Below are 17,619 nucleotides of genomic sequence, written 5' to 3' on the forward strand. Positions count from 1 at the left end.
CAGGCATACGAACACCTTGCCCTGAGAGCGCTGTCGTCGGGGGCGTACGAACGGGACGGAAAACCGGAGCCGTCCACAGGGGCCAGGGTCTCGGTAACCACACCAGCACGAGGAGGCTGGACATCGATTCCGGGATCCCGATCTCCTGGGCGTGCCCGAGCGACAGGAGGATGCCCCGATGACGTACCACACCTCAGCCAGAGACGTCGCCGAGAGCTTCGACACCGCCCTGACCGGCGGCGCCATGGCGCTCGGGTCGGTCCTCATCTCGCAGAAGATGGACCGGGACGCTGCCTACGCCGAGGCCGCGGTCATTAGGCAGGCGACGGCCCGCATGGCGTACAACCGGGTCATGGCCGAGTACCGTGCCGAGCAGGAGGCCAAGGCCGTCGTCGCCGCCCGCGCCGACCGCTACGCCCGGCAGCGTCAGATGGCCATCATCGCTGCGCGGAAGGCAGCCCTGGCGGGCTGATGCCACCGCGTTCCTGGCGCATGCTATCTCGGGCGCACGAGATGCTTTTTTGTGCGCACGCAGCAAGTATCAAGCTATTTAAGCAAAAAAGACGCGGTTCTCGCAGATTTATTTCGGGCATAAAAACGCCCGCCCGGGTCGCCCTGGGCGGGCTTCGTGCTGTCTGGAATGGCGCGGTCAGGCGGCGCGGGGGAGCTGCTCGTCCAGGATGTCGTCGAAGACGAGGTTGATCAACGCGATCTGGGCCTCGTCCACCTCCATCTCGGCGCGGGTCGCCGCGGCGGAGGCGGCCGCCGCCTGGCCCTCGATGGCGGCGAACTCGGCCGGCTTCGGGGGCTTCGGAAGGCCCTTGAGGGCGCGTTCGCCGAGGAGGTGCTCGCCGACGTCGCGGGGCTCATACGACAGGAGCGTCGCGCGCTCCTGCGGCGTCAAGCCGTCGAGATACGCGAGGGCGGCGCGGTCGAGCGTACCGGGCGGGATCTCGCTATCGCCGGACGGCTGAAGATGCTCCGCCGCGGCAAGCCCCCACTGCTTTGCCGGCTCCAGCATGTCGAACGTCACCGGCGCCGGCGCCTCGACGACGCGCTGGGCCTCCGCCTCGAAGGCCGCCTTGGCCTCGCCGACGGGATCGGGCGGCACTAGCGCCGAGCGGACGGTACGCCAGACGAGCTTCCCGCCTTCGATGATGGGCACGAGCGTGACGCGCCCGGCGGCGGCGAGCGCCCTGGCGACGATGGCGGCGAGAGCCTTGAGCATGTGAAATCCCCTCCGTGGACTGACGCTCTCGAAGGTGCCGCCGGGCCAAGAAAGGGACCAGCGCCCTCGGTACGTCACGCCACACCGAGGCTGACGGCCTCCTCGTACGTCACGGCCCTCATCCAAATGCATCTGGCGGTCGCCCGCACGCAGGCCGCGACGTACTCCTCGCCGGCCCAGTCGTAGACCGTGTCCGCGTCGTAGCCGTGGCCGAGGGCGGCATCGAACCGGAAGGGGCGCTCGCCAAGCCCGACGCGGGAGCAGCGCCTCCGCCACGCCCGCCGGTCCGCGCCCGCGGGGTCGATTCGGTCCTCGGCCGCCGCGGTGCTGATCTCTTCGACGGTGCCGTCCTCGCCGACGGCGTAGGCCCGCTGGGGGCTGCTGGACCGCGCCGAAGCGACGGCGACGACGGTTCCGGGGGCGAGCTCGTAGCGGACCCGGCCTTCCTCCCCGGCCTTCTCCACAGGACAAAAGCGCGCACCCAGCGCGAGGCAATCCTTGGCGAGGACGGCCTCGTAGGCCTGCTCCCAGGCCGGGAGGGCAAGGACTGCGGCTCCTATCCTTGAAGGACTGGCCATTCCGTCCTTCGATCGCCAACAAGCATTCATCGTGTAATCCTTCGAAAGTCTCAGCATCTGTCTCGGGAACGATTTGCACACAGAAGGGCCTCGTGCGTGCAAATCGTTCCCGACGCCGAATTGGCCTTGACGAATCAAATAGAAGATGGAACGCTATAAAGCGTCAATAGCCAACGGAGGCACCGGTGACGGCCGAGGACGTGCGTGCGCTGCTACGGCAGCGCGTAGATACAGAGGGGAGCGCCCTGGCGTGGTCGCGCCGCCATGGCGTCAGCACGGCGTATGTCCTCGATGCCCTGGCGGGGCGCCGCGGGCCCGGCCCGGCGATCCTGGAGGCGCTCGGCGTCGAGAAGGCGGACGCCGTCTACCGGTTCAAGGAGGCGGCCCATGGATAAGTGGACGCACGGCCTGGCGCGGCTCGATCCCGTGCAGACGCGCAAGCGCCTCGCGGACCTGATTTTCGAGTGCCACTACGTCGCGGACGGCTTGGAAATCCCGCAGGGCGAGGGCCTCCGGGACCATGTGACCATCACGAAGCTCCGCCTGGAGCGCGTGGCGAAGGAGGAGATCACCCGGCTTTCGGGCATGTTGGCCGAGTACCGCTCCGGTCCCCCGGTCGCGGAGCCGCCCAAAGCCGCCGATCCCGCCCCGGCGCCCCCGCCGCGGGTCACGCCGTCCTACGACGCCTTCGCCGCCGCCCGCGCACGGGTCGATGCCAAGGCGGCCGCCGAAGCTGCCCCCGCACCGGTGCCGGAACCCGCTCCGGTGGCGCCGCCCCGGCCGGTCCTGCCGCCGCGGCCCGGCATGCCGCTTGCCCCCATGACGCCCGGGAGGTCGGCATGACGCTGACGGAACGCCAAGCCCGGCTGAGGCTCGCCAAGGCCGTCGAGGCGGCCGGGAGCCAGCAGGCCATCGCCCGGCAGCTCCCCCTTACGCCGAGGGCGGCTCAGACGGTCGTCAGCCGGGCACTCTGCGGAAAGCGGGCGATCCACCCCGTGGTGCTGGCCCATCTCGGCCTGCGCCCCGATCCCAAGACGGGCGTCATCCGCGACGACGCCCCGCCGGCCTCATCCTTCCCCTTCCTCGCCGTCCAGGCCTCCGGCGAGGCCGGCGTGGCCGCGGCGGTCGCCCTCGTCGCCGCCACCCTCGGGAGAAACCAATGACCGGCAACATCACGACCGTCGCCGACTTGCACGTCCGCCTCGCCGCGGCGCGTACAGCCGGGGACCGCGACATGGAACGCAGCCTCGTCGATCTCGGTGCCCTGTGGGCGATGGAGGCCGACCTCGACATCGAGTTCTCGCACGACGGCATCCACTGGGACGCCCCGGACGAAGACGAGGTCTCCCGGGCCGACGCGCTCGTGGAGAAGGTGATGGTCGACCGCGCCGTGCTTCTCCTCGACCCGGCAATCGAGGCCGAGTACCGCCGCGAGCTCCAGGGCCAGCACTACCAGGCTCTGCGCGCCGAACGCCGTCGCCAGCCCTCGCTGGCCGAAGACTGATCCACCCCTTCCCGCTACCCCGGTTTCATGGAGCGCCCCATGCGGCGCGAGATCACCACCACCCCCTACCAGCCCCATCGCTGGGTCGACGAGCTACCCGACACCGCCTGGGCCAACTTCGGCGTCTGGCGCGACCAGGCCTTCCGTTGCGAGGGCAACGGTCAGCGGCTGGCCTACCGGCTCGATGCGCATGTCTTCGACTGCGATAACCGGGGCGCTCGCATCGCCCAGCTCCGGCCCGCCGACCGCATGTTCGAGGACCTCGCCGCCGGCATCTACCGGCTCGCGACGGAGGACTGCGGCGCCCGCATGGAGGCCATCGTCGAGATCTTCGGTTCCGAGGCCAAGTGGGACGTCTGGGAGATCATCGTCGCCTACATGGAGGAGCCGGAGATGCCCGAGCACTTCCGCAACCTGCAGGGCCGCATCATCGACCGCATCGAGAGCGGGCGCTGGAACGACGCCGATCTCGCGTGGGTCCAGCGTCGCGCCGCCGAGCAGGTCACCGACGAGGACCTGCTGAGCCTGTCGCCCTTCGACGGCGGCAAGGAAGGCGACGTGCGGGAGCTCGCGCGGAAGGTCGTCCGTGGCCGCCGGGACCATCGGTGCCACGGGACCGGTCTCGTCATCCCGGCCGGCGAGCCGCACCTGTTCCTGCGCGAGCTGATCGACGGCGAGTTCTACGCCACCCGGCACGGGCGCGTGGCGGCCTGGTTCTCGGCCCATGCCGACGCCCCCGACCTCGCCGAGATGCTGAAGCGCGACGAGGCGCCTCTCGCGACCGCGGCCTGACGGCTTCGTCGCGCGCCAGGCGACGGTGGCGCACCCGCGATCTTCCCGGCCCGCCCCGCCAAAGGGGGTAATCCCGCCACCCGACATCAACGCCCAGGAGGGCACATGCTCGACTTCCTCGCCCGCGCCGCCATGGCTGGCGCCCTCTCGTCCGAAGACCGCAAGGCTCCCAAGGCCAAGCTCGACGCGGACGCCATCCTCGCCCGCCTCTCGCTGACCTCGCGGCTCTACGCGGAGCCGTGCCCCTTCCGCATCGGCGACCTCGTCACGCCCCGTGCCGATTCGAAGGCGAAGGGAGCCGGCGAGCCCCACGTCGTGATCGAGGTCCTCTCCGGCGAGATGTTCCCGACCGGAGGGCAATGGTGGAGCCCGCCCATCGTCCTGCGGGAGCCCACCGCGGACGTCAGCGCGACAAGCTCCAGCCAGTACGGCCAGGTCCTCGACATACGCGTCGCCCGCATGAGCGAGGGAGCCGCGTTGGCCTATGTCGTCGAGAGCCAGGACTTCGAGGCCTGGACGCCCGGCCACGAGGAGGCATGGCGCGCCAAGCTCGCCACCGCGGCGGCCGGGCCCCAGCCGCTCACTCTCGCCGAAGCCGTGTCCTCCCTGCGCGACCGCGCCGCCGGCAAGGAGGTCAAGGCGGACTGGAAGGAGGGCGACACCGTCGAGATCGTCCCCGAGCCCCACGGGGCTAAGCCGCCCATGAGCGTCGAGGGTGTCCACGTCGGCATCGTCCAGCGCGTCGACAAGTCCGACGGTACGACGCACGTCCTCTATCACGCCGCTTCGACGGGGAAGATCGGCACCGGGTGGATGCGCAACGCCGACCTGAAGAAGTGGGGTCCGAAGGCCGCCCCGGAAGCTATCTCGGCCTGAGCCTCGCTCCGTCGCGCGCCAGGCGACGGCGGCGCCCACCATCCTCCCAGCAACCCCGGTTTCAGGAGCGCCACCGTGCGCCAGCTCAACCTCAACGCCATCGGCGCCTCGGCCATCTACAAGGCCGTGTCCGAGTTCACCCTTTTCGAAACCGCCCCGGAGCGCACCGACCGCATCCTCGCCGCCCTGGCGAAGGCCGACCTGATCATCGTGCCGAAGCCCGTCGGCAACGCCGAGGCCGTCCGCGAGGCGGTCCTGACGGGCAACTGGAGCGCGGTTTCGGAGCGCGATCTCCTGGCTTGGCGTGACGCGCCCCTTCCGGGCGAGGCCGTTCCGACCGGTCGCGTCGTCGACGTCACGCACGTCAAGGAGGACGGAACCGACGAGACCGTTCGGCACACTGAGTACACCCAGCGCCCGAAGGAGACCGTCACGCTGGAGATCGGCAACGTCGTGACCCTCCCGCCCGGCACGGAGATCCGGACCACGGCGCCGGAGCCCGATCAGGGCAACTTGGGCTACTGTCTGCGTAGCGCCGACGACCTTGCATCCCGCTACGACTGCCGCGTCCAGCTCGTGGGCATGGACGACGCGCGCTTCCCCCTGTCCGTCGAGGACGACGAAGGCGGCTACGTCGTCGTCACCGACCGCTTCAGCGGCCGCGTCGTCGGTCTCGTAGAGGCATGGCACAGCGACGACGGCGACCTCCTCGTGCCGAAGGCGTGGCTCGAAATCGTCCTCTCCGCCTGGGACGCGGCGAAGGAGCCGCAGTGGGCTGCCTGACCCCCCAACGGGCCTCTGATAATCCGTTACATAGTATTGATCTCGCGTTACACCCGGAAAATGTGAGATTTTTACTAACGAATGCTTGACGACAACCATGACCGCACGTATATGTCGGTCATGGGCAGGCACATCCTCCCATGAGCAGCAGGAGCATCCTAATGACCGCGACCTCCACCGATACCGCCGTCCGCTACTTCATCGCCGTCATCGGTGACGAGGATGCCGTCTACGGCATCGGCCACAGCGCCGATCAGGCCGTCGAGGACGCCCGCAGCAACGGCGACCCGGCGCAGCCCCTCGACTTCATCGCACAGGAGTGCACGCAGCGCCTCTACGATGAGGTCAAGGCAAACGGCACGCCCCGCGGCTGGACCACAAACGTCGACGGCCTGAAGGACCTGGAGCCCGAGGACGGCCTCTACGACGACGCCGCCTGCACGCAGCCCCTCGATAACGACGATACCCTGCCGCACACGTTCTTCCACGCCTGCGACGGTGACGTGGTCCGCTACTGGTACCTCGGCCAGCAGCAGTACGAGCGCCACGAGCGTCGCACCGAGGACGGCCAGACATTCTGGTACGGCATCGGCTCCGTAGTCATCGAGGACGATGTGACCGCCGAGGACTACCAAGAGTACCTCGCCGCCTAACCCACCACCGCCGGGGCAATCGCCCCGGCCTCTCGCGGGTCGCCTCGCTGGGGCGCCCCGCCGGGGGCCGGACAGTCCACCCCCAGGGCCGGCAGAGCCGCCCGACAGCCGCAGGAGCATCCTCGATGAACGCCATCGTCACCACCACCGTCGCCGCCCCCGTCGCCGCCCCGGTCGACACGTCCAAGGCGCTGACGATTGCATACGACGCCCGCGACGCCGCCATCGTGCGCGCCCAGGACCTCGCCGCGCAGGTCAAGGCGCGCCGCGCCGAGCTCGACGCCCTGGTGGCCGAGGCGCACGCCGCCGTCGTCGCCGTCCACGTCACGACCGGCGTTTGGGCCGAGGCGATGCGCGATCACGCGGCCGCTGTCGATGGCGCCGCCACGGACATGTGGCGGATGCTCGACGCCGGGCTGGGCGACACGTCCTGCGACGCGGTCCTCGCCTTCGACCCGAACGCCCTCTGAACCGTCGACCCAGGAGCACCGCCATGATCATCGACAAGCCCGCCAGCCTCCACGGCGTCTCCATCGCCGCCATCACGACCGCCATGGCCGAGCTCGGCATGGCTTCCGCCGTCGCGGCGCAGTGGGGCCAGGCCTCCGATGCCGTCCGCATCGTCTGGGCGAGCGGCGACGTGCAGGGCACCGGCCGCCAGATCGCCAACTACTGCCACCGGTCCTGGGACGCGGCCAACGAGCACGAGGCCGACGGCGTCGTCGACGTCTAATGGGACGACGAGGCGGGTGCCTGGCACGCCGAGATCGAGGACCGGGACGACGCGAGCCGCACCGTCACCGCCGACTGACCGCCAACCGCCGGGGCACGCGCCCCGGCCTCTCGCGGGCCGCCTCATGGGGGCGTCCCGCCAGGGGCCGGATTCCTTCCCCCCCTCGGGCCGGCCGAGCCGCCCGCCACACCGCCACCGCAGGAGTATCCTCGATGACCCCCAAGACCCACGTCCTCAAACGCGCCCTGCAGCGCCGCGAGCGCGACGAGCTCCTCGCCGCCTTCGCCCTCGGCGTCGCCAACGGCGCGACGAACCTCTTCCACGTCACGACCGTCGACGCGTGGTACCGCCCGATCCCCGACACCGGCCTCGACCTGGTGGTCCGCGCCGCCACGTCCGACTGCGCCCTCGCGGCCTAGCAGCGCCACGCCGAGGATGTCGGCGCCGAGGGCCGGCACCGCGTCGAGATCACGTTCACGCCCCTGGCCATCAAGGGCGAGCCCCAGCCGGAGAAGTCGCTCGTCCACTGCATCGACCTCGACATGCAGTGCATCATGGACGAGCTCGGCGACCTCTACGACGAGGACCTCGCCCTCGGTCTCGCCATCCCCGACGCCTTCTGAGGAGCCACAGTCATGGCCGTCGCATCCATCCCCGCCCGCTACGTCAACCCGGTCACGGAGGCCGTCCTCAACGCCCTCTCCGACGTCACCGACGTCGAGGAGGCCCGCCGCCGCATCGCGAGCGTCCAGGCCTCGACGGGCAAGCGCCGCCCGGCCTGGTACCGCGAGGAGCGCATCGCCGACGAGTTCGCCGCCACGCTCGTGAACGGCGCGGTCCTGGCCTGGGGGCAGATCTTCGCCAACGAGCCCTGGGAGCTGTTTTACTGGGCCGACGCCGACCGCGGCACGGTCCTCTGGAGGGAGAAGCTTTGATGACGCCGCGCGACATGGTGGTCCTCGCGGGCCGGGCCCTGACGGGCGGGGAGGACTGGGCCAAGCCCCTAGCCCGGGCCCTCGGGGCCCATCACCCAGACGGGCCCCGGGAGACGATTGACCCCCGTTCGGTCAGCCGGTGGCGGACCGGGGCAATGGAGGTCCTGCCGTGGGCCGCGGCTGCCCTGCCGCAGATCTTGCGGGAGCATGCGGAGCGCCTCGACGAGGCGATAGCCCGCCTGGAGGAACGCGCCGGCGTAATGACGGAGGCGGCGTTAGAGATCGAGCGCGAGCTCGGTGAACTGCTGGAACCGCCCGGGCTGCGGCCATAGCCAGATAGCAGAAGGGCCCCCGGCGGCGAACCGGGGGCCCTTCTCGTTTCAGGCCTGCTTGGCCTTCCGCTGGCTGTCCTGGGCCTGCCCGAGGGCGACTTCCTCAGGCAGCGCCTCCGTCGCCTCCAGCCTCGCCAGGATCTCGGCGAACAGTGCCGGCCGGTACTGCCACCGGTCCACGCCGACGTCGCAGGACTGCCGGGTGTCCGGCAGGAGGCCGTGCGTGTGGCCGTAGAAGTGGAGCGTGCCGCGGAAGGCGCCCGGCCAGGCCCGGAACGCGTAGTGGCACAGGAACACGCGATGGTCGCCGATCTTCGTGTCGACGAAGCCCTCGTGCTGGCTGTCCCAGGGCAGCGCCCGGCCGCGATCCTCGTGGTTGCCGTGCACGAGCCGCTTGACGCCGTTGAGGCGGGAGAACACCCGGGCGGCGTGCTCGGCGGTGCACTTGTAGGCGAAGTCGCCGAGGTGCCAGACCTCGTCCTGCGGGCCGACGGAGGCGTTCCACGCCTCGATCAGGTACTCGTCATGCTCGGCGACGGAGGCGAACGGACGACCGCTCATCCCCAGCACCTTCTGGTGCCCGAAGTGGTGGTCCGCGGTCAGGAACACGCGGGCGGGGGAGTTCGAAAGCTTGGTCTTGGTCATGAAGGCAGCCTCCTCGAAGGGGGGGCTGCGCGCGCGGCGTCACGCCCCCGGGGGTGTCTCGGTCTGGTGGTGGGGGGCTATTCGGCGTTTCACGGCGGACCTCGTCGCGGTTCGTGGGACCAGGGATCGCAGCTCCCAATTCCTCCGGTCAAGCGGGGTCGTGGGTCGTGGTTAACGGAAAGCCTGGGCGGGGGAGGTTGTCCGAAACCTCTCCGCCAGGCCATCCGGAGAGGTTTCGGACAATTCAGGCCCCCGGCACGTCGCGGTCCGGAGGCCGGCGCCCGCCGAGGTCGGCGAACCTGGCGCGGCACCAGGGCACGTACTGCGACGGCCCCCGCTTGCCCCAGGCCTTGGGCCACCGGCACGCCACCAACGCCAGCAGGACGTCCTCCAGGCTCGCCCGGGGCCCGAGGCGCTCGATCAGGCGCTCGGTGTCGTAGGAGCCCCGGCGCCGGGGGCACCAGGGGCAGACGATGACGACCCGCCGGTACGGGAACGCCCCCAAGGACCTCGGCACCTCCATCCCGTCCCTCCCCTTCCGCGCCGCCGACCCCGTCCGTTGAACGGCGCGGCCCGTTCCCCATCTGTTCTCAAGAGGGAGAGGGTCAATGCTCGGGTACGACGACATCGCGGCCGCGGCCGCCGGCGAGGAGCGGGACGCCCTGTGGCGGTCCCTGGCGGAGGAGATGGAGGCGGCCGCCGCGGCGCGCCGGGACGGGCCCGGGTTCGTCAGGGCCTCGACGCCGGCCGACCTGGCGCGGGCGTTGGGTCGGGACCGGCGGGCGCGGTTGTCCACAGGATCGTGCCGGGGCGGGGTCCGGGGCGGCGGCCAGGGATAGAGGAGGCGACCTCCCGCCCCAGTTCCGCCCCAGTGGGCTCGCCCCAAACGAAAGAGCCCCAGCGTCCTTTTCCGAGGCTCTCAGCTAAGTCGTTGATTGTATTCGATGCAGTCCCCGTCTAATCCGGGGAAGAATGGTAGCGGAGGAGGGATTTGAACCCCCGACACAAGGATTATGATTCCGAGTGTCTGGTCTGCCGACCCAGTTCCGAGGCCTTCCCGGACCCCGTTTCCCCTCTGCGGACGTTAATCATGGACGCCTTTCGTTCTTGCCCCCTCTAGGGCCGCCGACCCAGGGTGCCGACCCAGAACCGACCCAGTTCACGGAACGTGCCCTCGTGCCCTCCCTCCTCCTTACCCCGGAACTCGTCACCAAGCTCGTCGGCGAATGCTTGCCCGGCATGAAGAAGCCGAGGGACGTCATCGACCGCGGCTGCGTCGGCCTGGCCCTGCGCCTGCGCCCCCGCGGGGCGACGTGGAGCTTCAAGATGGTCCGCGGCGGCGAGGAGCGTCGCATCAAGATCGGCACCCCGGCCGCGATCACGCTCGACCAAGCCCGCGCCATCGCGGCCGCGGCCCGGCGGGACGTCAACAACCGCATCGCGGTGTTCGACGGCGACGCGTGGCTTCACAAGGAATTCATCGCGCTCGGCCTGTCCGAGCCGACGCCCCCGCCGCCGGAGCGCGATCCACAGTCAGTCGCGACCTTCGAGGAGGCGCTGGAGGACATGAACTTCTGGACATGGGAGCAAGCGCGCGAGGCCTACCTCGCCGAGGTCAAGCGGACGCGCCGGCCGGACACCTGGAACGACTACAGGGCCATGCTGCACGTCGAGGAGCTCGCTCCCCTGGGCGGGCTGAAGGTCCGCCGCATCACCCGGTCGGAGCTCTCCGTCATCGTCGCCGAGATGCACGAGAGCGGCCGGGAGCGGCACGCCGAGCACCTGGCTTCGGTCCTGCGTCCGATGTGGACCTACCTCACCAAGGACCACATCCGGCCGAAGTCGGGCCTCGGCGAGACGCAGACGATGGCGGGCCTGCGGGCCCCGGAGCGCTCGGCCGGCGGGGCCAAGCCGCGGGCTAACGGCAAGGTCCCGGGGACATACGTGGCGACGCCGGCCGAGGTGGGCTTCCTCGTCGCCGCGTCGCGCGTCGGCGCCATCGAGGGCAGCCTGGCGGTCGCTATGGAGCTCCTCGTCATGACCGGACAGCGCCGGCGCCCGATCTCGTCGGCGCTCGTCGAGGACTTCGTGCCCTGGGTAGAGAACCCCGGCTGGGGCGTCTGGTCGATGGGGCCGGCGCACCGCAAGACCGCGGATAGGCGCGAGGACCGGCACCGGCACTGCATCCCGCTCCCGCCGGCCCTGTGGGATCGCATCCAGGTGCAGACGGAGCGCGCCCGGGCGGCGAAGTCCCCCTACCTGTTCCCCCAGATCAAGGCGGCCCGGAAGGGCGGCCGGGTCGACGGGCACATGAACGCGGCGAACATGAACCACCGTCTGCTGGACATGGACCTGAGGGCGTCGCCGCATGATATCCGCCGGTGTCTGACGAACACGTGCCAGAAGCGGTTCCGGATCGCACGCAGCGACGTGAAGCTCGTCGTCGACCACGCCGAGGGCATCAGCAGCACGGACGTCCTGGAGGGGCACTACACGGACGACGACCGGCTCGACCTCAAGGCGCCGCTGATGGAGCGCTACGTTGCCTGGGTCGACGAGCAGGCCGCGACGGCGACGCTCCCTCCCCTCGCGGAGCTTCGGAGGGAGATCGCGCGCCGGCGCCGGGAGCGCGAGGCCGAGGGCAAGCTCAAGACGGCTGCCCGGAAGGCCGCCAAGGAGGAGGCGGAGAAGGCAAAGGTTGCACCGGCCGAGGCGCAGGCGGCATAAAGGGAGCGCCCCTATCTGTGGGCTGGTGCCACACCGGGGCAGACGATGCGCTCGCTTCTCATTGTTATTGCGTTCGTAGCTGGAACAGGCACGGCGGAGGCGCAGTCGTTGGAGGAGGCTGTCCTCACGCTTCACCGGTCCGGAGCGCAGTCTAAGGTGCGCCAGGACGCGCCCGGCGTCGTCGTTGCCGACGACATAAACCTGGAGGTTCGTGTCGTGGACCCTGCCGCATGCACGGTCCGGGTTACGAACCGGAGCAGACCAACCATGAGGACAATTTCAGGCGAATGGGACGACAAACCTGCGGCGCCGTCCCCGAACCTGGATGCGCTCTATATGGAATACCACCTAGGCTGGGTCATTCCCGACGGCGTGAAGAAGGTGTCGGAAGTGCTCGGCACAAGGAACGGCGTCGTTGTCGATCAGATTCCCGACGCGCGATGGAGGTTGCCGGGAAGCCCGGGCGACGAGGTGAAGTGCCAGGTCTGGCCGGGTGGCCGCAGGACGTGCTCGGATAGCGTCGAGTTTTCGCGGATATCCATCGTCAGGGGGCTGCCCGATCAGGAAGAGCGCACGAACCGCGTCGACCGAGCCTTAGTCCGCATCTATGCCGACTTGTGCAAAGGCGCGGCGAGACGCGTACCGTTCTAGGGTCCATCCCATCAGGGCGGCGATCTTCGCGTGGTCCGCCGGGTCGCCCATGTCGAGGCCGTGCAGGCTCGCGACCCGGCAGGCGGCCCGGTGCCAGTCGGCGATCTGCGCGAGCGGCGCGGGCACCGGCGACAGGTCCGGCATGCGGACTGGAAGTCGGGTCATGCCCCGCCGCCGACGCAGACGCGCCCGGCGACACGGACCTCCTCGACTCCGAACCGTCGATGAAGACGGTCTCGCCCTTAGGGTGGAAGCGCATCCCGGCGGCGAAGGCATCCAGCGCCTCCTCGACCGGGACGCCCTCCGGGGGCGCCCAGACCCCAGCGGCAACGGCGGCCCGGGCCATCTGCAGCATAAACGCGTACGGGATGCCCACGCTAGCGCCCGGCTCGGAAGCCAGCGCCTGGCCCAGCATGTAGCCTCCGAAAACCGCGGTGACGCTCATGCCCGGGTCTCCGCGCCCTGAAGGAACTCGAGCCTCCGCGATGTCGTCGGCCGGCCCGGGGCAGGCCTGGTCGTTCCAGGCATCCTGCAGCCTCGCGACCACCGCCGCGGCGCGCCCGGCCGGGAGCACCCGCTCGATCAGGCGCACGTCGCGGTCGCGGAGGGGCTGCGTGTAGCCGCCGATCTCCTCGATGGTGGTGGGGGTGTCCCCCTCGAAGCCGATGCGCGCCGGCTCCGGGGGCATGCCCTCGCACCACTCGACCCACCAGTATTCCCTGCGCTCGGTCATTATGCCCTCACCTCGTCCCGCCAGCGCATGACGCTCCGCGGCGTGCAGCCAACCCTTCGCGCCGTCTCCCGGACCGACGTGCCGGCCGCCAGGTGGGCGAGGACCTCCGCGCGCCGTTGCGCCAGGTCGCCTCGGATCGCCCCGCCGTTCCAACGGTGGATTGTGTCGACGTGGACCCCGATGGCGGCGCTGACGGCCTCCGCGGTCGCCCCCTTCGCGCGCAAGGCGGCGGCCCGGACACGGACGGCTCTCGGGTAGGGCTTGCCGGGATGCCTTCCGGCGAGGAGCTCGTTGCGGAAGTGCTGCTCCCGGAAGCCGTCGAAGCTGTCGATCCCGCTCATGGCGTCCTCATTGCGGTGAGCGTCTCCCGCACCTTTTCGCCGAACCCCGGCCGCAGGTACTCCGGCGTCGGCGCGGCCGGCCGGGACGGGAAGTAGATGGGGGCCGTCTCCACCATGATGGTCGGCCCGGCGTCGCGGTGGGCCTGCATGGCGGCGATGGCGTGCTCGGTGGCGGCACAGATGCGGTCGACATCAGCCATGGAAGGTCCCCACCGCCGGCAGGTCCGCGTCGCGGGTTCGGCGCGCCTGGATGACGGCCCGGGCGGCCTCGCCCAGGGGCACCCACTCGAACTTGACCGGCCCCTTCGGTTGGGTCGGGTCGTCGCTGCCTTGGGCGCAGTCGATGCCGATGACGATGACGGGCTCGGCGACCGCATCCGTTCGGGCGGCCTCCACCATGACGAGTTCCCTGTCCGTCAGCATGGTCAGGCTCCCCTCGCCGCATCGAGGCAGAGCTCGGCGAGCCGGCGCCCGCGGGGGCAACCGGTGAACGTCGCGAGGCGGTAGAAGCCCTCGGCTTCCCCCGGCTCGTCCTTGGAATACTCGACCTCGACCAGCACCAGGGCGTCCGGGTCGATCCCGTCCTCGCCGCACTCGTCGTACTCGGCGCCGGTCTGGAGCACGATGGCGGTCCCGGCCGCCGCCGCGGGCGGCAGGGCTTCGACCGGCTCGCCGTCGGCGTCGAGCAGGCGCCAGCCGTTCCGCTTCGCGGTCGCCAGGGCCGCGCGGATGCCGAAGGCACGATCCTCGCGCAGGAGGGCGGCCCGGACCTTGGGCAGGAGGTACGCCTCGCCCGGGCTCCCGGCGGGCAACAGGGTCGCGTCCTCCGGGTCGATCTCGGGATAGGTCGCGGTGAGCCGGCGGAACGCGTGCACGTCGAGCCCGGTCTCCGCCGCGGCCGCCTGCAGCGCCTCCAGCGTGAGCGAGACCTTCGCGGTCACGATCCCGAGGCGGCGGCCGATGACCTCGAACCTGATGTCCGGGGCCGAACCCGCGACAGCGCCGCCGTCGACCCGTCGGCTGGTACGACGGACATAGCCGGCGTGGGCGAGGTCCCCGAGGAACTCCCCGGGCTCCATGCCCTCGCGAGCGAGGTGCTCGGACACTTGCTCGTCGGACATGGCGCGCAGCCGGGCCCGGCGGGCCATCTCCATCTCGGCCGCGCGGTCGGCCGCTTCGGCCTTCTCGGCCTTGTACCGCCGGACCCAATCCTCGTGGGCCGCGATCTGCTGGGGCGTCATGCCGACGTAGAGGCGCGCGAGCTCGGCGACCTTCGCGTCGGACGCGTCGCAGGGCTTGGCTTCGCTGAACTCGGCCGAGATGTCGAAGCCGCCGTAGTACCCGTTGTGCTCGTTGTGGCTCGCGACGGTGAAGGTCCCGAGCGACGTGGACACGACGAAGAACTGGACCTCGTGGCACCCGTCGTCGCTGTCGCCGGTCTCGACGTCGCGAACCTCCAGACCCCTGAACGAGGCGCCGCTGAAGTGCTGCAGGGCGTCGTCGCAGGACAGGTAGCGCCGCTCGCAGCACCTCTGGCCGTCATCCCAGACCTTGAGGCTGGAGCCGTCGGTGAACTCGAACCGCAGGACGTCGTCCACTACGGACGAGATGACCCTGCCGGATGCCCGGTGGACGTCGTCGCTCATGTTGATCCCCTCTCCATCAGGGAGGGTACGGGGATCCGTCGATTCGAATAGGGGACGCGCCCGAGCCGCTGGCGCGCCGCCGGGGCCGTGCTATCCCGGGCCCATGGAGATCGTGCTCGAACCCGTGGACCCCGAGGAGTTCCCGTGCCCCGCCGGCTGGACGGTCGTGGGGCGCGTCGTGAGCCATGCGCTTGCCTACGACCCGGAGCGGCGGCCGCATCTTATCGGCGAAGACCCGATGGTGCTGAACCCGGAGGACATCAGCCACTACCTCTACCGTGCGGTCGACGCGGCCGCTGACCGCCTCTGGCCGGGCGGGTGGACGCATTCAATGGCCGAGGCGTTCCTCCTCGACCGGCGCAGCCTGTCCCCGGCCCGCTTCGCCCGCCAGGCCCCCTCGCCGGCCGTGCTCCTGGCTCTCGCCCAGGCCGCCGATAGCCCTGATCCGGTGGCGTTCGGCGCCCTCCTTCTCGCGATGTCGCGATACTCGAAGGCCGTCGAAGGGGCCGGTCCCATCGAGCGATTGGACAGGACGCTGGAGGCGGCCAGGAGAGCGGGCGAAATCCTTCGCGTGACCCGGCTGGGGAAAACCATCTGGCAGGATCGCCAACAAGGATCTGGGGGGATCTTCATCGATAGCTCGTTAAGGAATAGGGGCTAAAACCTTTGATGTTCCGCGGGTGGATTTGCCCCCGCGTGAAAGGTGAGGTTTTCCCCTGATGAACGCCAACGCCCTTGACCGGGCGGAGGCCTTGAGCGCGCTCGCGACCATTCGCGGCACATGCTCGGCCCCGTCCCGCTCCGACCCCCATGCCTACATCGCGGTTATCCGCTACGTCACGAAGCGCTGGGAAAGCCCCCCGGCGCTCGGCGACCTCACGGCGGAAACGCACTACACCGCTGTCCGCGCCGAGATCGTCGCCGAGGCCTGGGCGCTGTGCCAGGCGCTGGAGGCGGCCGCCCGCCGCCATGACGCCGCCGCGTTCAAGGACCTCCACGGCAAGCTCGACGCGCTGCGCGCTCGCTGCGTCAGGACCGTCGAGGAGATCGACGCCGAGCCTTTCATGGCGGACCTGGAGGAAGGCGACACCGGCGGCGTTCGGGAAGAGATCGTCCTTGACCTCACCCGGCTCGCGCAGGTCATCGACGTGTGCCTCGCCGAGGCCGGCGACCGCCACGCCATGGGGCGGCTGGCGGAGGCCGCCGAGACGTGCGGCGCGCTGCGGGCCGTGGGATTCCTCCGGTTCTCCGTCGGCGCCCGGTCGCTGCTGGCGCGCTGGGGCGAGATCGGGACCTGCCTGCCGGGTTCGCCCCCGCTGTGCGTCGTCCAGCGGGCGCTGGACCTCGGCGCCGAGATCCTCGGCACGCGTCAGGGGGCGGCGGTCCGGCCTCGCCCGACGCACGCCGAGATGATCGAGGACGACCGCGCGGGCCTCGTCCTCGGTGAGGAACCCGATCCCGAGCCGGAGCCCGAGCCGGAGCCGCAGGCCCCCGGCGTCGTCCTGATCCACCGCCTCGGCGGCGGTGCGAGGGGCACGTCGAACAGGGAGGTCCAGGCCGAGTACAAGGACGTCGTCGGCCGGGCCTTTCCGCTCTACGCCTTCCCGCAGGACCGGCGCGCCCTCGTCGAGGAGGCGGCCGCGGAGGCGCCGTACGCCCGGCGCTTCTTCGAGGAACTGGTCGCCCTGCAGGATGGCAGGGAGCATTGGGCGCTCCCGTCGTTCCTCGTCATCGGCGGCCCCGGCGGCGGCAAGACGACGGCCATCGACGGGATCTTCCGCCGGTGCGGGCTGCACGTCGAGCGGGTGGCCTGCGACACCAGTTCAGATGCGGCCGCCGCCGGTACCCCCCGGAGGTGGTCCTCGGGCGAGATCAACCTGCCGCTGCGCGCCAGCCTCCTCTCGGGCTACGCGAACCCCGTTGTCCTCTGGGACGAGATTTCCCGCGCCGGGGGGCACACCCGGGGCTCGGGGGGAACCCTTAGGGACGCATTAACTACCCTGCTGGAGCCGGCCAACAGCAGCAGGTACCGGGACCCCTACCTGGAGGCTGACGTGGACATCAGCCACGTCATCCACGCGGCGACGGCGAACTCGACGGACGGGATCGCACCCCAGGTTCTGGACCGGCTCCGCGTGCTGAGGTTCCCGCTCCCGGGACCCGAGCACATGCCGGTCCTGGCCCGGCGCATGGCGCTCGACATCGTGCGTCGCCAGGGCCTGCCGGACGACCACGGAGAGCTCGATAGGAGCGACCTGCGGTCCCTGGCCGAGCATTGGCAGGGGGGTAGCCTGCGCGCCTTGCGGCGCTTCGTCGAGGTCGCGGTCCGGTTTCGCCTGACCGGGCCGTACGAGAGCGCCACTAGCCTCCGGAGACCACCATGTCGACGACGACACCCGGCCTGGACCATGTCCAGGACCGCCTCCGCACGGCTGCGCGCGAGCGCCGCGCCTCCCTCCTCG

Annotated in this window: 27 protein-coding genes; 19 read left to right on the forward strand and 8 right to left on the reverse strand. The window is 70.5% G+C overall.

Features of this window, described 5'->3' with window-relative positions; translation table 11 throughout:
• Positions 1–178 precede the first annotated feature (178 nt).
• Complete coding sequence (locus ABZT49_RS06080; RefSeq protein WP_355284345.1) at positions 179–472, forward strand: hypothetical protein; 294 nt, start codon at positions 179–181, stop codon at positions 470–472.
• A 177-nt stretch (positions 473–649) separates the two neighbouring features.
• Here the strand turns inward: ABZT49_RS06080 and ABZT49_RS06085 are convergent, their stop codons facing one another.
• Positions 650–1,228 (reverse strand): hypothetical protein, encoded by a 579-nt coding sequence (locus ABZT49_RS06085; RefSeq protein WP_355284347.1) that lies wholly within the window; start codon positions 1,226–1,228, stop codon positions 650–652.
• Between the two features lie 74 nt (positions 1,229–1,302).
• The gene (locus ABZT49_RS06090) at positions 1,303–1,887 is read right to left on the reverse strand and encodes a hypothetical protein (protein ID WP_355284349.1); all 585 of its coding nucleotides are present in this window, start codon (positions 1,885–1,887) and stop codon (positions 1,303–1,305) included.
• Between the two features lie 104 nt (positions 1,888–1,991).
• Here ABZT49_RS06090 and ABZT49_RS06095 point away from each other — a divergent pair, with 104 nt between their 5' ends.
• The 13 genes from ABZT49_RS06095 (at position 1,992) to ABZT49_RS06155 (ending at position 8,414) form a co-directional block, all read left to right on the forward strand.
• Complete coding sequence (locus tag ABZT49_RS06095) at positions 1,992–2,201, forward strand: hypothetical protein (protein WP_355284352.1); 210 nt, start codon at positions 1,992–1,994, stop codon at positions 2,199–2,201.
• Entirely contained in the window at positions 2,194–2,649 is a 456-nt protein-coding gene (locus tag ABZT49_RS06100; protein WP_355284355.1) for a hypothetical protein, read from the forward strand. The genes ABZT49_RS06095 and ABZT49_RS06100 overlap by 8 nt, the downstream gene beginning before the upstream one ends.
• Positions 2,646–2,969: a hypothetical protein gene (locus ABZT49_RS06105; RefSeq protein ID WP_355284357.1), complete on the forward strand. Its 324-nt coding sequence runs from the start codon at positions 2,646–2,648 to the stop codon at positions 2,967–2,969. Before ABZT49_RS06100 ends, ABZT49_RS06105 begins: the two co-directional genes overlap by 4 nt.
• Entirely contained in the window at positions 2,966–3,310 is a 345-nt protein-coding gene (locus ABZT49_RS06110) for a hypothetical protein (RefSeq protein ID WP_355284360.1), read from the forward strand. Before ABZT49_RS06105 ends, ABZT49_RS06110 begins: the two co-directional genes overlap by 4 nt.
• 39 nt (positions 3,311–3,349) lie before the next feature.
• A complete protein-coding gene (locus ABZT49_RS06115) occupies positions 3,350–4,102 on the forward strand; it encodes a hypothetical protein (protein ID WP_355284363.1) in 753 nt (250 codons plus the stop codon).
• A gap of 105 nt (positions 4,103–4,207) precedes the next feature.
• Positions 4,208–4,978, forward strand: coding sequence for a hypothetical protein (locus tag ABZT49_RS06120; protein WP_355284366.1), 771 nt, complete (start codon positions 4,208–4,210; stop codon positions 4,976–4,978).
• 75 nt (positions 4,979–5,053) lie between these two features.
• A complete protein-coding gene (locus ABZT49_RS06125; protein WP_355284369.1) occupies positions 5,054–5,761 on the forward strand; it encodes a hypothetical protein in 708 nt (235 codons plus the stop codon).
• A gap of 161 nt (positions 5,762–5,922) precedes the next feature.
• Positions 5,923–6,414: a hypothetical protein gene (locus tag ABZT49_RS06130; RefSeq protein WP_355284371.1), complete on the forward strand. Its 492-nt coding sequence runs from the start codon at positions 5,923–5,925 to the stop codon at positions 6,412–6,414.
• Between the two features lie 125 nt (positions 6,415–6,539).
• Positions 6,540–6,884: a hypothetical protein gene (locus ABZT49_RS06135; protein ID WP_355284377.1), complete on the forward strand. Its 345-nt coding sequence runs from the start codon at positions 6,540–6,542 to the stop codon at positions 6,882–6,884.
• 23 nt (positions 6,885–6,907) lie between these two features.
• Positions 6,908–7,147, forward strand: coding sequence for a hypothetical protein (locus ABZT49_RS06140; RefSeq protein ID WP_355284380.1), 240 nt, complete (start codon positions 6,908–6,910; stop codon positions 7,145–7,147).
• Positions 7,148–7,359: 212 nt separating this feature from the next.
• Positions 7,360–7,566 carry a hypothetical protein gene (locus ABZT49_RS06145; RefSeq protein ID WP_355284383.1) on the forward strand — a complete coding sequence of 69 codons (207 nt, stop codon included), beginning with the start codon at positions 7,360–7,362 and terminating at the stop codon, positions 7,564–7,566.
• Between the two features lie 216 nt (positions 7,567–7,782).
• On the forward strand, positions 7,783–8,082 hold the full coding sequence (locus ABZT49_RS06150) for a hypothetical protein (RefSeq protein WP_355284386.1): 300 nt from the start codon (positions 7,783–7,785) through the stop codon (positions 8,080–8,082).
• On the forward strand, positions 8,082–8,414 hold the full coding sequence (locus ABZT49_RS06155) for a hypothetical protein (protein ID WP_355284388.1): 333 nt from the start codon (positions 8,082–8,084) through the stop codon (positions 8,412–8,414). The genes ABZT49_RS06150 and ABZT49_RS06155 overlap by 1 nt, the downstream gene beginning before the upstream one ends.
• Positions 8,415–8,462: 48 nt before the next feature.
• Here the strand turns inward: ABZT49_RS06155 and ABZT49_RS06160 are convergent, their stop codons facing one another.
• Together ABZT49_RS06160 and ABZT49_RS06165 are read right to left on the reverse strand one after the other, a co-directional pair.
• Positions 8,463–9,059, reverse strand: coding sequence for a metallophosphoesterase (locus tag ABZT49_RS06160; protein WP_355284391.1), 597 nt, complete (start codon positions 9,057–9,059; stop codon positions 8,463–8,465).
• A gap of 244 nt (positions 9,060–9,303) precedes the next feature.
• Complete coding sequence (locus tag ABZT49_RS06165) at positions 9,304–9,582, reverse strand: hypothetical protein (RefSeq protein ID WP_355284394.1); 279 nt, start codon at positions 9,580–9,582, stop codon at positions 9,304–9,306.
• A gap of 85 nt (positions 9,583–9,667) precedes the next feature.
• Here ABZT49_RS06165 and ABZT49_RS06170 point away from each other — a divergent pair, with 85 nt between their 5' ends.
• The 3 genes from ABZT49_RS06170 to ABZT49_RS06180 all read left to right on the forward strand — a co-directional run bounded on the left by ABZT49_RS06170 (position 9,668) and on the right by ABZT49_RS06180 (position 12,437).
• Positions 9,668–9,898, forward strand: a complete 231-nt coding sequence (locus ABZT49_RS06170) for a hypothetical protein (protein ID WP_355284397.1) — start codon at positions 9,668–9,670, stop codon at positions 9,896–9,898.
• 337 nt (positions 9,899–10,235) lie between these two features.
• Complete coding sequence (locus ABZT49_RS06175) at positions 10,236–11,786, forward strand: integrase arm-type DNA-binding domain-containing protein (protein WP_355284400.1); 1,551 nt, start codon at positions 10,236–10,238, stop codon at positions 11,784–11,786.
• A gap of 45 nt (positions 11,787–11,831) precedes the next feature.
• The gene (locus ABZT49_RS06180) at positions 11,832–12,437 is read left to right on the forward strand and encodes a hypothetical protein (RefSeq protein ID WP_355284403.1); all 606 of its coding nucleotides are present in this window, start codon (positions 11,832–11,834) and stop codon (positions 12,435–12,437) included.
• Between the two features lie 732 nt (positions 12,438–13,169).
• Here the strand turns inward: ABZT49_RS06180 and ABZT49_RS06185 are convergent.
• The 4 genes from ABZT49_RS06185 to ABZT49_RS06200 are packed head-to-tail and all read right to left on the reverse strand — an operon-like array spanning position 13,170 to position 15,157.
• Positions 13,170–13,511, reverse strand: a complete 342-nt coding sequence (locus ABZT49_RS06185) for a helix-turn-helix domain-containing protein (RefSeq protein ID WP_355284405.1) — start codon at positions 13,509–13,511, stop codon at positions 13,170–13,172.
• A complete protein-coding gene (locus ABZT49_RS06190) occupies positions 13,508–13,711 on the reverse strand; it encodes a hypothetical protein (protein WP_355284408.1) in 204 nt (67 codons plus the stop codon). Before ABZT49_RS06190 ends, ABZT49_RS06185 begins: the two co-directional genes overlap by 4 nt.
• On the reverse strand, positions 13,704–13,934 hold the full coding sequence (locus tag ABZT49_RS06195; RefSeq protein WP_355284410.1) for a hypothetical protein: 231 nt from the start codon (positions 13,932–13,934) through the stop codon (positions 13,704–13,706). The genes ABZT49_RS06190 and ABZT49_RS06195 overlap by 8 nt, the downstream gene beginning before the upstream one ends.
• 2 nt (positions 13,935–13,936) lie before the next feature.
• Complete coding sequence (locus tag ABZT49_RS06200) at positions 13,937–15,157, reverse strand: hypothetical protein (RefSeq protein WP_355284413.1); 1,221 nt, start codon at positions 15,155–15,157, stop codon at positions 13,937–13,939.
• 103 nt (positions 15,158–15,260) lie between these two features.
• Between ABZT49_RS06200 and ABZT49_RS06205 the strand changes: the two genes are divergently transcribed.
• Positions 15,261–15,818, forward strand: coding sequence for a hypothetical protein (locus tag ABZT49_RS06205; protein WP_355284416.1), 558 nt, complete (start codon positions 15,261–15,263; stop codon positions 15,816–15,818).
• A gap of 58 nt (positions 15,819–15,876) precedes the next feature.
• Positions 15,877–17,619 (forward strand): AAA family ATPase (locus tag ABZT49_RS06210; protein WP_355284419.1); only part of this gene is annotated, 1,743 nt, incomplete at its 3' end.

This window comes from Methylobacterium sp. EM32 (genome assembly GCF_040593685.1).
GTDB lineage: Bacteria > Pseudomonadota > Alphaproteobacteria > Rhizobiales > Beijerinckiaceae > Methylobacterium.

Coding starts and splice junctions, on each gene's coding strand:
- ABZT49_RS06080 (WP_355284345.1), top strand. CDS start 179: ATGACGTACCACACCTCAGCCAGAGACGTCGCCGAGAGCTTCGACACC.
- ABZT49_RS06085 (WP_355284347.1), bottom strand. CDS start 1,228: ATGCTCAAGGCTCTCGCCGCCATCGTCGCCAGGGCGCTCGCCGCCGCC.
- ABZT49_RS06100 (WP_355284355.1), top strand. CDS start 2,194: ATGGATAAGTGGACGCACGGCCTGGCGCGGCTCGATCCCGTGCAGACG.
- ABZT49_RS06105 (WP_355284357.1), top strand. CDS start 2,646: ATGACGCTGACGGAACGCCAAGCCCGGCTGAGGCTCGCCAAGGCCGTC.
- ABZT49_RS06110 (WP_355284360.1), top strand. CDS start 2,966: ATGACCGGCAACATCACGACCGTCGCCGACTTGCACGTCCGCCTCGCC.
- ABZT49_RS06115 (WP_355284363.1), top strand. CDS start 3,350: ATGCGGCGCGAGATCACCACCACCCCCTACCAGCCCCATCGCTGGGTC.
- ABZT49_RS06120 (WP_355284366.1), top strand. CDS start 4,208: ATGCTCGACTTCCTCGCCCGCGCCGCCATGGCTGGCGCCCTCTCGTCC.
- ABZT49_RS06130 (WP_355284371.1), top strand. CDS start 5,923: ATGACCGCGACCTCCACCGATACCGCCGTCCGCTACTTCATCGCCGTC.
- ABZT49_RS06135 (WP_355284377.1), top strand. CDS start 6,540: ATGAACGCCATCGTCACCACCACCGTCGCCGCCCCCGTCGCCGCCCCG.
- ABZT49_RS06140 (WP_355284380.1), top strand. CDS start 6,908: ATGATCATCGACAAGCCCGCCAGCCTCCACGGCGTCTCCATCGCCGCC.
- ABZT49_RS06145 (WP_355284383.1), top strand. CDS start 7,360: ATGACCCCCAAGACCCACGTCCTCAAACGCGCCCTGCAGCGCCGCGAG.
- ABZT49_RS06150 (WP_355284386.1), top strand. CDS start 7,783: ATGGCCGTCGCATCCATCCCCGCCCGCTACGTCAACCCGGTCACGGAG.
- ABZT49_RS06155 (WP_355284388.1), top strand. CDS start 8,082: ATGACGCCGCGCGACATGGTGGTCCTCGCGGGCCGGGCCCTGACGGGC.
- ABZT49_RS06160 (WP_355284391.1), bottom strand. CDS start 9,059: ATGACCAAGACCAAGCTTTCGAACTCCCCCGCCCGCGTGTTCCTGACC.
- ABZT49_RS06165 (WP_355284394.1), bottom strand. CDS start 9,582: ATGGAGGTGCCGAGGTCCTTGGGGGCGTTCCCGTACCGGCGGGTCGTC.
- ABZT49_RS06170 (WP_355284397.1), top strand. CDS start 9,668: ATGCTCGGGTACGACGACATCGCGGCCGCGGCCGCCGGCGAGGAGCGG.
- ABZT49_RS06180 (WP_355284403.1), top strand. CDS start 11,832: ATGCGCTCGCTTCTCATTGTTATTGCGTTCGTAGCTGGAACAGGCACG.
- ABZT49_RS06185 (WP_355284405.1), bottom strand. CDS start 13,511: ATGAGCGGGATCGACAGCTTCGACGGCTTCCGGGAGCAGCACTTCCGC.
- ABZT49_RS06190 (WP_355284408.1), bottom strand. CDS start 13,711: ATGGCTGATGTCGACCGCATCTGTGCCGCCACCGAGCACGCCATCGCC.
- ABZT49_RS06195 (WP_355284410.1), bottom strand. CDS start 13,934: ATGCTGACGGACAGGGAACTCGTCATGGTGGAGGCCGCCCGAACGGAT.
- ABZT49_RS06200 (WP_355284413.1), bottom strand. CDS start 15,157: ATGAGCGACGACGTCCACCGGGCATCCGGCAGGGTCATCTCGTCCGTA.
- ABZT49_RS06205 (WP_355284416.1), top strand. CDS start 15,261: ATGGAGATCGTGCTCGAACCCGTGGACCCCGAGGAGTTCCCGTGCCCC.